The organism is Streptomyces sp. NPDC096132 (assembly GCF_044763345.1).
GTDB lineage: Bacteria > Actinomycetota > Actinomycetes > Streptomycetales > Streptomycetaceae > Streptomyces.
This window is the reverse complement of the sequence record NZ_JBIWGA010000037.1, coordinates 70,245-83,707: the sequence shown is the minus strand read 5'-3', so window position 1 is coordinate 83,707 and position 13,463 is coordinate 70,245. Positions and strand designations below refer to the sequence as shown.

Genomic DNA, 13,463 nt, shown 5'->3' with positions numbered 1-13,463 from the left:
GGAGGATGTGGCCGACGAGGAGCGGCTGGCGCCGCTGCGTGCGGCGTCACCGGCGTACGTGATCTACACCTCCGGCTCCACCGGCACCCCCAAAGCCGTCGCCATGCACGTCGGTGGACTGATGAACATGCTCGCGGCGCACATCGAGGCTTATCCGGGACACCCCGGCCTGCGAACGGGACAGTTCACGTCGCTCGGATTCGACAGCTCCGTTCAGGAGATGCTCGGCGCGATGGTGACGGGGCGTGCGCTGTACATCGCCCCCAACGATGTGCGTTACAGCGCCGAGGAGTTCGCCCGCTGGCTGGACCGGAACCGTGTCAACGAGTTCTTCGCGCCCAACCTGGTGATCGAGTCCATGATCGAGGCCGCCGAGGAACACGACTTGGCCCTGGCGGACCTCACCGACATCCTTCAGGGCGGCGAGGCGCTCGTGCTCAGCGACCGCATGCGCCGCTTCTGCGCCAGGCGCCCGCGCTTGCGCCTGCACAATGTGTACGGCCCCACCGAGACTCACCTCATCACGCTGCACGAAGTCCCCGGCGCCCCGGAGAGCTGGCCGCTCTCCGCCCGCCTCGGCCGCCCCGTCGGCAACACCCGCGGCTACGTCCTGGATTCCGGGCTGCAGCCCGTCCCGGCAGGTGTGCCCGGTGAGCTGTACATCGCGGGCGACTCGGTGTCGCGCGGATACCTGAACCGGCCGGGGCTGACGGCGGAACGCTTTGTGGCGTGTCCGCTCGGGCCGGCGGGGTCGAGGATGTACCGCACAGGTGACCTGGTGCGGTGGACGGACGACGGGGAGCTGGAGTTCATCGGCCGGGTGGACCACCAGGTGAAGGTGCGGGGCTTCCGTATCGAACTCGGTGAGATCGAGGGCGCGCTCGCCCAGCACCCCAGCGTCGGCCAGGTCGGCGTGCTTGCTCTGCCCGCCGACGGGGCGAGCGGCGCCGACAAACGCCTGGTGGCCTACGTCGTCCCCGCGGTCGACGCTGAGATCAGGCCGCGCGAACTGCGCGCGGAGCTTGCCCGTTCACTGCCGGACCACATGGTGCCCTCGGTCTTTGTGGTGCTGGATTCGCTCCCCATGACCCCGAACGGGAAGCTGGACCGCAGGGCACTGCCCGCACCCGATGTCACCGGTGACGCATCGGGGCGTGGACCAAGGACCCCACGTGAGGAGATTCTCTGTTCGCTGTTCGCCGAGGTGTTGGGCGTGGAGCGAGTCGGGATCGACGACAGCTTCTTCGACCTGGGCGGTCACTCGCTGCTGGCCACCCGGTTGATCAGCCGTATCCGCATCGTCCTCGGTGTGGACGCGGGTGTCAGGGCGCTCTTCGAGACCCCCACGCCGGGCGGCCTCGCCGCCGGTCTGGACGGCGAACGCGGCGAACACGAGGGCCTGCAGATGCTGTTGGGGCTGCGCACGGTCGGCGACCGTACTCCGCTCTTCGTGGTCCACCCAGGTGGGGGTTTCAGCTGGTCCTACACTCGTCTGCTGGCACATCTGGACCCGCAGCAGCCGGTGTACGGGGTGCAGGCGAGGGGCCTTGCCGCGCAGGAGGAAGAGCTGCCGGCCTCGGTGGCCGAGATGGCTGCGGAGTACCTGGAGGAGGTCCGGCGCGTGCAGCCGGCGGGACCGTACCGGCTCGCGGGGTGGTCCTTTGGCGGTCTGGTCGCCCACTCCATGGCGACGCGGCTGCAGGCGCTCGGTGAAAAGGTCGAGTTCCTTGCCCTGCTGGACAGTTACCCGCCCCGGGGCGACGACGCGGCCGGGCCGAAGCAGGAGCAGGACCTACGGGCGGAGGCCGTCGAGGCCCTGACCGGAGACCGTGAGGCAGCCGGAGACCGCGCCCTGGGTGAGGCCGAGGCCGTCGAGAAGCTCAGGCGGATGTGTATCCCGCTCATGGAAGCCGACGACGCGGCGGTCAAGCGCGCTCTGGGCGTGGCGATGAACAATATCTCGCTCATCGACGCGTTTGTGCCGGAAACGTTCGATGGAGACCTGATGGTCTTCACGGCGGAGCGGGACGGATGGGGAGTCGAGCATGCGCGGGAGTGGGAGAAGTATGCGTCGGGAATTGTCGATGCAATCTCCGTGGACTGCGGCCATTATGATATGGTCGATAATGCGTCCGAGTTTATAGGTCGCCGTTTCTCGAAGCGCCTCCAATGGTTTTTTTGATGTGGCTATCGAGGGATTTCGCCAATTTATTTTCTGCCTCGCCTGCTATTTCGGAACGCAATAGGAGAGTCAACGTAATGGCAAACCCGTTCGAGAATTCAGACGGCCGTTATCATGCGCTGGTCAACGAGGAGGGCCAGTACTCGCTGTGGCCGGATTCTGTGGACATTCCCGAGGGCTGGACGGTTGCCCTGGAGGGGAAGTCGCGCGACGAGTGCGTGTCCTTTGTCGAGGGGAACTGGACGGACATGCGGCCCAAGAGCCTCGCGCTGGCCATGGGTGAGAACTGAGCGGCCGATACAGAGCCGATGAGGGCCGCATCGCCGGGCGGCTGGTCGGATCTGAGGAGTTCCGTGCGGCGCTCTCCCGGCATCCGGCCGGAGTCGTCGTTGTCACCCCGACGGCCGGCGGACTGCGTACGGCCGTCACGGTCACGTCCTTCACCTCGGCGAGTGCCAGCCCGCCGCTCGTCTCCTTCTACCTGAAGAAGGAGTCGTCCAGCTGTGGCGTCCTGCGGGCGTCGGAATGGTTCGCGGTGAGCTTCCTGGAAAGCGGTCAGCGGGACGTGGCCGCCACATGTGCCCGGAGTGGAGTCGACCGGTTCGCGCCATCGGAGGCATGGGAGGACGGGCCTTTCGGGCTGCCCCTGCTGAAGGGGGCGACGGCCCATCTGGTGTGCCGGCGGGAGAAATTCGTGGAAGTGGGAGACCACTTCATGGTCGTGGGGGGAGTGATCGACGTCGCCGTGCGTGATGCCGGCCGCCCGCTGCTCTACTGCGACCGATCCTATGCCGACATTTTTCAGTCGAATCACTCGGACCGAAATCCATAGTAGAAAGAAGACGGCGGGACCAATGGCTGCGACAACACTCTTGCTCACTCAGTCCGACATCTACCGCATACTCCGGCAGGCCGGCCGGGACCAGGTCATGGATCTCATGATCGAACGGCTGCGCACGGCCTTCGCGGCAGCGGACTCGGGACGGGCAGTCACGCCGGCCCGGCAGGGGTTCCTCACTGGTACGGACCGGACGGGGGTGCTGGAGTGGATGCCCCACCACGACCCCGGGCACGCCGTCACGATCAAGACCGTCTCCTACGCTCCCATGAACCCGACGCGGTTTGGCCTCCCGACCATCCTGGGAACCATCGCCCGCTTCGATGACGAGACCGGCCACCTTGTGGGGCTGTGCGACGGCGTCCTGCCCACCGCCGTGCGTACCGGTGCCGCCTCGGCCATAGCCACCGGCCTGTTCGCGCACCCGGACAGCAGGGTCGTGGGTCTGATCGGCACCGGATCACAGGCCGTCACCCAACTGCACGCCCTGTCCCGCGTCCTCGGCATCGAGACGGTGCTCGTGCACGACACGGCGTCCGAGCACAGCGCGTCCTTCGCGCACCGGGCCCGTTTCCTCGGCCTCGACATCACGGTCGTACCTCTGGCGGAACTGGAGTCGCGCGCGGACGTGATCTGCACGGCCACGTCGGTGGACGTCGGCGAGGGGCCGGTCCTCGAAGGCCGGGACCTGCGCGACCACCTGCACATCAACGCCATCGGCGCCGATCTGCCGGGCAAGGTCGAAGTGCCCGCACAGGTGTTGAGGAACGCGTTCGTCTGCCCCGACCACGTCGATCAGGCCCGACGCGAAGGTGAGTGCCAGCAGCTCGACTTCCACGAGATCGGACCCACCCTGCCGAGCGTCTGCGCCGACCCCCAGCTGGCGCGCGGCGCACGGGAGTCGCTGTCCGTCTTCGACTCGACGGGCTTCGCTCTGGAGGACCACGTCGCCTTCGACGTCTTCCACGAACTAGCCCTGACGTACGGTCTCGGCCGGCACGTCGACCTGGAATCGGTGTCCGACGATTCCCACAACCCCTACGGCGACGCGTTCGACGACATCCCGGCGGCCGCCGACGCGCTCGTCCTGCGCTGACCACTGACCGCGGACGGGACATTCACATGACATCAGGAAGCAGTAGGGACATGAAGTTCGGGCTGTTCTACTTCGCGAACGACAGCACCGAGGAGGTGGGCGAAGGCCGGTACGACGTACTCCTGGAGGGCGCCCGCTTCGCCGACGAGCACGGTTTCAACGCCGTCTGGACCCCCGAGCGGCACTTCCATCCGTTCGGTGGCCTCTACCCCAACCCCGCCGTGGTGGGCGCTGCGCTGGCTGTCGCGACGCGGCACATCAGCATCCGGGCCGGCAGCGTAGTGGCACCCCTGCACTCGCCGGTGCGCATCGCGGAGGAGTGGGCGGTCGTGGACAACCTGTCCCACGGCCGTGTCGAGGTGTCCTTCGCCTCCGGATGGCATCCCGTCGACTTCTGCCTCAGCCGCGGTTCGTCCTACGTGAACCGCAAGGAGACCATGCTCGAGACCATCGAGACGGTCCGCACGCTGTGGCGGGGCGAGCCGGTAGATGTGGTCGACGGCACAGACAATCCGGCCACCGTGCGAGTGTTTCCGCCGGCGGTCCAGCCGGAACTGCCGACCTGGATCACCAGCGCGGGCGAGGCGGAGACGTTCCGGATGGCCGGCGCGGCCAAGGCCGGGGTGCTGACGCACCTGCTGCACCAGGACATCGACGAACTGGCCGAGAAGATCGTGGCCTACCGTGCAGCGGCCCGCGCCGCGCACGATGACTGGGACGGCCGGGTCGCCGTGATGCTCCACACGTTTCTTGGCGACGACCGCGCCTATGTGCGCGACGTCGTGCACGACCCGCTGTGCGCGTACCTGAAGAGCTCCTTCCACCTCATCGCGCGGTCCGTCGCGGACGTGGGCCCGGACTTCGACGTCGACTCTCTCCACGAGGACGACGTCGACTTCCTGGTCGAGCGGTCCTTCGACACGTACTTCGACGAGCGCGGTCTCTTCGGGACAGTCGACCAGGCAGCCGAGACGGTTGAGCGGCTGCGCGGTATCGGAGTCGACGAGATTGCCTGCCTGATCGACTTCGGAGTCGACGGCAAGCTGGCGCTGGACGGGCTGCGGCAGCTCGACGAACTCCGCCGACGCTTCCAGTGATCGCCGAGACCCGCCCGTAGACCGTCGAGGAGTAGTCCATGTCCAACAAGGTGCTCGCCGCTGCCCGGAAGGCGGTCGCCGAGAGTTTTACCGGCTTGCCCGCCGCGTTCTGGTGGCTGTGGGCGGCGACTCTCGTCAACCGGCTCGCCGGGTTCGTGGCGACGTTCCTCGCGCTGTACCTGACGCAGGACATGGGCCACTCCGCGAGTTTCGCGGGCCTGGTCGTCTCCCTGTACGGCGGTGGCGCAGCGGTCGCATCGCTGGTCGGTGGGGTCCTCACCGACCGGATCGGGCGTCGGCCCACGATCCTCGTCGCCCAACTGCTCACCGCCGGTTCCATCGTGGCGCTCGGCCTGACCGAACAGGCCGTGCTGATCGCAGTGCTCGCCCTCGTCGTGGGCGTGGTGAGTCATGCCTCCCGCCCCGCGATCGGCGCGGTCATCGCCGACCTGGTACCGAGCGAGGACCGGAGCAAGGCGTACTCGCTGAACTTCTGGGCGGCCAACATCGGCTTCGGCGTGTCTGCGGCGGCCGCGGGCATCCTTGCCCGGCAGAGCTACTTCCTGCTCTTTGTGTGCGAGGCGCTCGCGACCCTGTGCTGCGCCGTTCTGGTCTTCCTGAAGGTTCCCGAGACCAGGACGCAAGCGCCCCCGGTAGACGTCGACGCACCAGATGGCGGAGCGGGATTCGGCATGGTATTGAAGGACCGCCCCTTCATGTGCCTCGCCGGCCTCGCCTTCCTGGTAGTGACGCTGTTCCAGCAGGCCGCCACCACCCTGCCCATCACCATGGGTCAGGAGGGGCGCTCAAGCGCGGACTACGGGCTGATCCTGAGTCTCAACGGACTGCTCGTCGTGATCCTGCAGATCCCCCTGTCGCGCGCGGTACGGGATCGCACTCCCCTCCAGGTCCTCACGGTCGCGGCGCTGCTGTGCGGCTACGGGTTCGGGCTCACCGCGCTCGCTGACTCGCTCGCGCTGTACGCCGCGACTGTCGCCGTCTGGACCCTGGGCGAGATCATATTCACCCCGATCGGTATGCGCCTGGTGGCCGACCTGTCACCCGAGCACGCTCGGGGGCGCTACCAGGGCGCCTACAACCTCGCCTGGGCCTCCGCAGCGCTCGCCACTCCCGTCATGAGCGGATTCGTCCTCGACCGGCTGGGCGCGAACGCGATCTGGGCGGGCTGCGCCGTGATCGGCACTGCGGCCGCCTGCGGATACGCCCTGCTCACCCGGACGATCGGCGCGCGTCTGGCGGCCGCCGAGAACACCGCGGCACAGGAGGAGACGGCGCCGACCGGTCGGGACGACGAGGAGACAGCGCCCGCCGACACGGCCGGCTGACTCGTCCGGCCGCACACGCCACGACAACACCGTACGAAAGAGACGCGAATGACACCTGAGATCGACGACGCATTCGAGGCCGTCGAGAAGGAATACGGCGTCGGCAGCATCGACCGGGTCAGGCAGATGCTCGACCCTGCGCGACAGGACCGGCATCCGCAGCAGAAGAACGCCAAGTGGATCTTGCCGGGTCTGTCGAAGAAGCCGTGGCACGACCCGTACGAGCACCCCGAGACGGCCGCTGTCGTACGCGCCTTCGAAGCCGGCCATGCCGACATCAAGCGGGAACTCGCCGATGCCTGGTCCCTGAACAGGCCGTCGTTCACCGACTACGAGCACTACCTCTCCACCCAGTCGGACTGGCAGGCCCTGTACCTCTTCCGCGACGGCGCGCCGGTGCTCGAGTCGGCCCAGGTCGTCCCTACCGCCTACCGGATCCTGGACGAGTACGCCCTCCGGACAGCGACGCACTGCCCCCTGCTGGAGAGCCACTTCTCCACTCTGCTGCCCGGCGCGTCTGTCAAGCCGCACTGCGACTTGTGGAACTTCAGCATCAACCTGCACCTGGCCGTCGACATACCCGAGGACTGCGGCATCAGGGTCGGCGACGAGACGCGCGAATGGGTCGAGGGCAAGTGTCTGCTCTTCGACTACTCCTTCGAGCACGAGGCATGGAACCGGGGCACCGGGACGCGGACCTGCCTGCTCGTCGACCTGTGGCACCCCGAGACCACGCTCGCGGAGAGAGCGGCGCTGACCGCGCTCATCACGGAGATCCGCGTGCTCCTCGGGGACAGCCAGTAATCATTTGGAAGGTTCAAGATCGTGCAGTTGTTTCATGTCGAGTTCTACGTCCGCGACGTCGACGCGTACGCCGCCGAAATGGAGCGCTCGTACGGGTTCCTGCGCATCGGCGAGGCAGCGGACTCCCGTGCGCGCAGTACGGTCCTCCAACGCGGCACTGCCATCCTGGTCGTCACGCAGGGCCTGGACGAGACCCATCCCGCCGCGCTCTTCGTGGGCGTCCACGGCGACGGCGTGGGGGACATCGCCCTCGGCGTCGCCGACGCGCGGGCGGCCCACACCCGGGCGGTTGCCGCCGGAGCCCGCGCGGTCAGCGAACCCGCGGAGCTGTCCGACGGCACCGTCACGGCCGTGATCGGGGGCTTCGGGAACGTCACCCACACCTTCGTACAGCCCGGTGGACCGGACCAGGACTGGGTGCTTCCCAGGTTCCGGATCGACGCGGACCGCCGGCGAGAGGCGCGGCGGACCGACACGGCCGACGTCATCGAGATCGACCACTTCGCGGTGTGCCTGGAAGCAGACATGCTGCAGCCGACGGTCGACTTCTACCGCACGGCCATCGGCTTCGAAGAGATATTCGAGGAGCATATCGTCGTGGGAGACCAGGCCATGATCTCCAAGGTGGTGCAGAGTCCCTCGGGCGCCGTCACACTGACGCTCATCCAGCCGGACGTCACCCGCAAGCCCGGCCAGATCGACCGCTTCCTCAAGGAGCACGGAGCCTCGGGCGTCCAGCACATCGCCTTCCGGGTGGCCGACGCCGTGCGTTCGGTCGCTCGGATGATGGGCAACGGGGTGGATTTCCTGACCACACCCGCCACGTACTACCGGCTCATGGAGCAGCGGCTGGAGCTGAGCGTGCACACTGTCGCGGAGCTGGAGCGACTCGGCATCCTCGTCGACGAGGACCACGACGGTCAGCTCTTTCAGATCTTCACGCGCTCCAGCCATGCACGGCGCACCCTCTTCTTCGAGATCATCGAGCGGGTCGGCGCGCGGACCTTCGGCAGCGGCAACATCAAGGCGCTGTACGAGGCCGTGGAGGCCGAGAAGCTCGACCGCCGGATTGCCGGTGCGTGATGCGGACAGAGACCGACATCGAGACTGAGACCGGAACCCGGCCGGCCTCCTGGGCCCCGCTCTCGCTGCGTGACGTCGAACAGGCCGCCTTTGACCAACTTCCTGCAGATGTAAGGGACTTCATCGGAGGTGGCAGCGGTGACGAAGCCGTGCTACGCAGGAACCGCGCCGCGTTCGACCGGATCTGTCTGACGCCGCGCGTGCTGTGCGGTGCCGCGGAGCCGTCCCCGGCCGGTTCGCTGCTGGGCGTCCCGACGGGCCTGCCGATCGCAGTGGCGCCCATGGCGTACCAGCAACTCGTCGATAACCAAGGCGAGTTGGCCGCTGCTCGCGCCGCCCGGACGGCCGACGTGCCCTTCGTCGCCAGCACTCTGTCCGGCTTTCCCGTCGAGCAGATCACCGCCCAAGGCGCAGTCACGTGGTTTCAGCTCTACTGGCTGCGCAACCGCACCCGGGTCACCGAACTCGTCGAACGCGCGGAGGCCGCCGGGTGCCGTGCCCTGGTCCTCACCGTCGACGTACCTCGTATGGGGCGGCGCCTGCGCGACGTCCGCAGCGGGTTCAGCCTGCCGCCGCACATACGGGCGGCGAACCTGCCGCCTGCCGAGGGCCACACCGCCGGGGTGGGACAGCACGGCTCGTCCGCCCTCATGCGGCACACAGCCGAAGCCCTGGAACCCGCCCTTTCGTGGGACGACGTGGAATGGCTGCGGGAGCGGACCCGGCTTCCGCTGGTACTCAAGGGGATCCTCGACCCGGACGACGCCGTGCTCGCTGCCAACGCCGGGGCCGATGCTCTCGTCGTCTCCAACCACGGCGGCAGGCAGTTCGACGCCGCGCCGGCAGGCATCGACGTACTGGCCGACGTGGTTACCGCGGTCGGCGCCGACTGCGAGGTCCTCATCGACAGCGGCATCCGCTCGGGCACCGACATCCTCAAGGCACTCGCCCTGGGCGCCCGCGGCGTCTTGATCGGCCGCCCCATCCTGTGGGGGCTCGCTGCGGCGGGAGAGCGCGGCGCCCGCGACGTCCTGTCGATCCTGCGCCGGGAACTGGAGGACGCCCTGGCCCTCAGCAGTTGCGCCGGCGTCGGGGACGCCCGCCGGCTGCGCGTCGGCCGGGAACCCCACTGCCCGAACGGCCAGGGAGGTGAGGGGCTGTGAGCCCGTACGTCAGGGACGGCGGCCTGTCGCTCGAAGACCTGCACGTCTCCCTCTCCGATCCGTCGCTGGCGTCGATGACGTTCCTCAACGAGGTGTCCCAGAGGTACCCGAAGGCGATCTCCTTCGCCGCGGGTCGCCCGTACGAGGGGTACTTCGCCGTCGAGGACGTACACCGCTACATCGAGCGCTACTGCCGCTACCTGAAGCAGGAGCTGGGACACTCCGACGCCGAGGTCCGCCGCGCGCTCTTCCAGTACGGGCGGACCAAGGGGATCATCCACGAACTCATCGCCCGCAACCTCCGGTTGGACGAGGACATCACGGCGGACCCCGAGTCGATCGTCGTCACCGTGGGGTGCCAGGAGGCCATGGTCGTGGTACTCCGGGCGCTGCGCACCGACGAACGCGACGTCCTGATGGCGGTCTCCCCGTCCTATGTGGGGATCACAGGGGCGGCCCGCCTCGTCGACATGAGAGTCGCCTCCGTGGCATCCGGTGACGACGGCATCGACTTCGACGCCCTCGACGCCGTCGTCCGGGAGACTCGCGCGAACGGCCTGCGGCCCCGCGCGCTCTACGTGGTCCCGGACTACTCGAACCCCACCGGACAGACCCTGAGCGAGGCCGACCGCCGGCGCCTGCTGTCGCGGTCTCGGACCGAGGGCTTCCTGATCCTGGAGGACAACCCCTACGGCCTCTTCCGTGGCGTCCGCGAACGGCAGCGCACGATCAAGTCCATGGACCGCGAAAGGCGCGTCGTCTACCTGGGGTCCTTCGCCAAAACGGGACTGCCTGGCGCCAGGGTCGGCTATGTGGTCGCCGACCAGACGGTGGAGGACGGCACCAGGGGAGTCACGCTGCTCGCCGACCAACTCGCCAAGATCAAGAGCATGCTGACGGTGAACACCTCACCGATCGCCCAGGCCGTCGTCGCGGGACGACTGCTGGAGAACGACTGCAGTCTGGTCGCGGCGAACACCCGGGAGACTGCGCTCTACCAGGACAACATGCGGTGCGCGCACGACTCGCTCACCCGGCACTTCGAGGACGTGCCGGGAGTGTCCTGGAACCGCCCCGACGGAGGTCTGTTCCTCGTCGTCGACCTGCCGTTCGCCGCGGGGGACGAGGAGCTGGAGCGCTGCGCGGAGGATCACGAAGTGATCTGGACGCCCATGGCGCACTTCGCGGCGGACGAGCGATCCCGGCGCCGGATCCGGCTGTCCGTCTCGCAGCTCAACCCGGCAGAGATCGATCTCGGCGTCGAACGTCTGCGTGCCTTCGTCGACGACTGCTCCAGGAGCGCTGAGTGAGCCATGTACTGATTCTTGGGCCGGCCTCCTCCGGAGACCTGCTTGTCGCCCGCGCGAAGCAGGCGGGACACCACGTCACCGTGGCGCTCGCCCCGAGCCGGAAGGGCCCGCCCACCCTGGCGGAGCGGCTCGCGGACGACGTCATGCATGTCGACCTGCTCGACGCGACGGAACTCTCGGCGGCCGTCGGCCGGCTGCAAGGGACCCGGCCGGTGGACGCCGTGGTCCCCGGGTTCGAGTACTTCGTGCCGGCCGCAGCGCTGCTCGCGGCCGAACTCGGGCTGCCCGGACTGCCGACCGATGCGGCCCGGCGGCTCAGGTACAAACACCTGATGCGCTTCGCCCTGGACCGGGCGGGGGTCCGGTCGGCCGCGCACCGCGTGGTGGCGACCGACCGTGGCGATTGGCAGCCCACCGTGGCGCAGGCGGTCGAGGAGCTGTCCCTGCCTTGCGTCGTAAAGCCGGTGGATCTGGGCGGCAGCGTCATGGTGCGGCTCGCGCGCTCCCTCGACGAGGCGGTCGCGGCCGTGGCCGAGATCGCGGACGCCGGTCCGGACGCCTTCGGTCTCACGCCCATGCCGCTCGCGCTGATCGAGGAGTTCGTCGAGGGCCCTGAATACAGCGTTGAGGGCCACATCTCGGCGGAGGGACCATCGATCGTCAGCGTCACCCGCAAACTCCTCGGCGGCGAGCCCTACTTCGTGGAGCGCGGCCATGTGGTGGATCCCGGGTGCGACCCGGCACTGCGCGTCTCGGTGAGCGCTTACACCGAGCAGGTCATCGCGGCCCTCGGGCTGACCACGGGAGTATTCCACGGAGAGGTCCGTATCACTGCCGAGGGCCCGGTCCTCATGGAGATGGGCGCCCGCCTCCCGGGCGACCACATCTGCGAACTGATCGAACTCGCCCACGGTGTGGACTTGGCCGCTGTGTTCGTGGACGCGATGCTGGGTCGTACACCCGCCCCGTACATCCCCACCGCCGACGCGACGCGGGCAGCCGGCATCAGGTTCCTGCTCAGGCCCGGCCTGGCCGGCTACACCATCATCACCGGTCTGGACGAGGCTCGCGGTCTCGACGGCTACGTCGACTCGGCGCTGTCCTATGCCCCGGGCGAGCCGATTCCGCAGGCCGCCGACTTCTCCGGCCGGCTGGGATGGTTCACCTTCACGGCGCCGGACTCCCTCGGTCTGGAGTCGGTCCTGGACAAGGCGGACCACATGGTCAGGTTCGCATGACGGCGGCGTCCTCCCTCACGGCGTTCCGGACGACGCCCGCTGCTAGGGGACTGTTGTTCGCCAGCCTCGTGGACTCCACCGGTACGGGGATGTACGTCGCGGGCGGTGTCCTCTACTTCACGGAGCGCGTCGGTCTGACGGCGACCCAGGTGGGTGCGGGAATGTCCGTGGGCGCGCTCGTCGCTGTGCTCTGCGTCGTGTGGGTCGGACGGGTGGCCGACCGGATCGGTGTGGGGCGAGCCCTGATTGCCCTGCAGGTTTGGAGCGCCCTGGCGTTCCTCTGCTTCCTGCTGGTCGACGGGTTCCTCGCATTCGTGCTCGTCGCGTGTCTGGTCGCGGTACCGGAGAGAGGCTGGCACCCCCTCGCCTCCACGGTGGTGAGCTCCGTGGTCGAGAAGGAGCGGCGAACGGACGCACTGGCCGTGATGCGGATGCTGCGGAACACGGGGTTCGCCTTGGGCGGCCTGCTCGCGATCGGTACGCTCGCGGTCGCCTCCGACCGGGCGCTCTCCGCGGTGCTCGTGGTCAACGCCCTGTCCTTCGGCGGTAGCGCGGTGCTGCTGTCTGCCCTGGGCGTGGCCGGCGCGACGGATGGGGAGGAGGCCGGAAGGGAACGGGCCACGGATGCGAGCACCGACAAGGTTCCCTGGCGGGCAAGGCTTCCCTATGTGAGGGTTGCCGCCCTGGACGCCGTCTGCTGTCTGCACATGAGCCTGCTGAGCATCGGGTTCCCCCTGTCCATCACCCTGTGGACCGACCTGCCGAGCTGGGTCGTGGCCGGCACGTACGTGGTGAACACGATCGTTGCCGTCTCCTTCCAGCGCCGGGTCAGCGCGGCGCTCAAGGCGTCCGTCCGGTCGGCGACCGTGGCCATGGGCATCACCCTGGCCCTGCTCGCCGCCACCTGCGTGAGCATCGCGGTCCTACCCGGGCGGCCCGTGGCGTGGGGGCTTGTCTGTCTCGCGCTGGGGGTGCTGACCCTGACCGCGGCCGAACTGACTCAGGCGGCCGCATCCTGGACCCTGTTGCTGGGCCTCGCCCCCAAGGACGCCTCCGCCGAGATGTACGCGACCTTCGAGCTGGGCTTCAGCGCCCAACTGGTCTTCGGGCCCCTACTCGTGTCGCTGCTGGTCGAACGGGGCGGCAACGCTTGGTTCGTCCTCGCCTGCTGCCTGTTGGCGCTGATCCCACTCGTCGCACCCGCAGTGAGAGGCGCCGAGCGCCGTCGACTGCTGGGATTCGCCCCCGGCCACTGACCGAGAGCGCCGAACCGGCCATTGCGGTCGATGATTTGGAGACACTCCCT

At 68.4% G+C, this 13,463-nt stretch carries 12 protein-coding genes; all 12 read left to right on the top strand.

Annotated elements, in window-relative coordinates; all coding sequences use genetic code 11:
* Positions 1–2,182, top strand: a 2,182-nt coding sequence (locus ACIRF9_RS46725) for an AMP-binding protein (protein ID WP_403835956.1), incomplete at its 5' end; no start/stop codon positions are given.
* Between the two features lie 77 nt (positions 2,183–2,259).
* Positions 2,260–2,472, top strand: a complete 213-nt coding sequence (locus ACIRF9_RS46720; RefSeq protein ID WP_403835954.1) for an MbtH family protein — start codon at positions 2,260–2,262, stop codon at positions 2,470–2,472.
* Positions 2,469–3,014 (top strand): flavin reductase family protein, encoded by a 546-nt coding sequence (locus ACIRF9_RS46715; RefSeq protein ID WP_403835964.1) that lies wholly within the window; start codon positions 2,469–2,471, stop codon positions 3,012–3,014. Before ACIRF9_RS46720 ends, ACIRF9_RS46715 begins: the two co-directional genes overlap by 4 nt.
* 22 nt (positions 3,015–3,036) lie before the next feature.
* Positions 3,037–4,116, top strand: a complete 1,080-nt coding sequence (locus tag ACIRF9_RS46710) for an ornithine cyclodeaminase family protein (RefSeq protein WP_403835952.1) — start codon at positions 3,037–3,039, stop codon at positions 4,114–4,116.
* A gap of 50 nt (positions 4,117–4,166) precedes the next feature.
* Positions 4,167–5,213 (top strand): MupA/Atu3671 family FMN-dependent luciferase-like monooxygenase, encoded by a 1,047-nt coding sequence (locus ACIRF9_RS46705; RefSeq protein WP_403835950.1) that lies wholly within the window; start codon positions 4,167–4,169, stop codon positions 5,211–5,213.
* A 38-nt stretch (positions 5,214–5,251) separates the two neighbouring features.
* Positions 5,252–6,559: an MDR family MFS transporter gene (locus ACIRF9_RS46700; RefSeq protein ID WP_403835948.1), complete on the top strand. Its 1,308-nt coding sequence runs from the start codon at positions 5,252–5,254 to the stop codon at positions 6,557–6,559.
* A gap of 48 nt (positions 6,560–6,607) precedes the next feature.
* Positions 6,608–7,363 carry an aspartyl/asparaginyl beta-hydroxylase domain-containing protein gene (locus tag ACIRF9_RS46695; protein WP_403835946.1) on the top strand — a complete coding sequence of 252 codons (756 nt, stop codon included), beginning with the start codon at positions 6,608–6,610 and terminating at the stop codon, positions 7,361–7,363.
* Positions 7,364–7,384: 21 nt separating this feature from the next.
* Positions 7,385–8,446: a 4-hydroxyphenylpyruvate dioxygenase gene (hppD, locus tag ACIRF9_RS46690; protein WP_403835944.1), complete on the top strand. Its 1,062-nt coding sequence runs from the start codon at positions 7,385–7,387 to the stop codon at positions 8,444–8,446.
* A gap of 149 nt (positions 8,447–8,595) precedes the next feature.
* Positions 8,596–9,609 (top strand): alpha-hydroxy acid oxidase, encoded by a 1,014-nt coding sequence (locus ACIRF9_RS46685; protein ID WP_403835942.1) that lies wholly within the window; start codon positions 8,596–8,598, stop codon positions 9,607–9,609.
* Positions 9,606–10,919 carry a PLP-dependent aminotransferase family protein gene (locus ACIRF9_RS46680; protein WP_403835940.1) on the top strand — a complete coding sequence of 438 codons (1,314 nt, stop codon included), beginning with the start codon at positions 9,606–9,608 and terminating at the stop codon, positions 10,917–10,919. Before ACIRF9_RS46685 ends, ACIRF9_RS46680 begins: the two co-directional genes overlap by 4 nt.
* Positions 10,916–12,157, top strand: coding sequence for an ATP-grasp domain-containing protein (locus ACIRF9_RS46675; RefSeq protein WP_403835938.1), 1,242 nt, complete (start codon positions 10,916–10,918; stop codon positions 12,155–12,157). Before ACIRF9_RS46680 ends, ACIRF9_RS46675 begins: the two co-directional genes overlap by 4 nt.
* A complete protein-coding gene (locus ACIRF9_RS46670; RefSeq protein ID WP_403835936.1) occupies positions 12,154–13,413 on the top strand; it encodes an MFS transporter in 1,260 nt (419 codons plus the stop codon). The genes ACIRF9_RS46675 and ACIRF9_RS46670 overlap by 4 nt, the downstream gene beginning before the upstream one ends.
* Positions 13,414–13,463: the final 50 nt, after the last annotated feature.

Excerpts from the sequence above, each read along its gene's own strand:
- ACIRF9_RS46720 (WP_403835954.1), top strand. The coding sequence starts at position 2,260 with ATGGCAAACCCGTTCGAGAATTCAGACGGCCGTTATCATGCGCTGGTC.
- ACIRF9_RS46710 (WP_403835952.1), top strand. The coding sequence starts at position 3,037 with ATGGCTGCGACAACACTCTTGCTCACTCAGTCCGACATCTACCGCATA.
- ACIRF9_RS46705 (WP_403835950.1), top strand. The coding sequence starts at position 4,167 with ATGAAGTTCGGGCTGTTCTACTTCGCGAACGACAGCACCGAGGAGGTG.
- ACIRF9_RS46700 (WP_403835948.1), top strand. The coding sequence starts at position 5,252 with ATGTCCAACAAGGTGCTCGCCGCTGCCCGGAAGGCGGTCGCCGAGAGT.
- ACIRF9_RS46695 (WP_403835946.1), top strand. The coding sequence starts at position 6,608 with ATGACACCTGAGATCGACGACGCATTCGAGGCCGTCGAGAAGGAATAC.
- ACIRF9_RS46670 (WP_403835936.1), top strand. The coding sequence starts at position 12,154 with ATGACGGCGGCGTCCTCCCTCACGGCGTTCCGGACGACGCCCGCTGCT.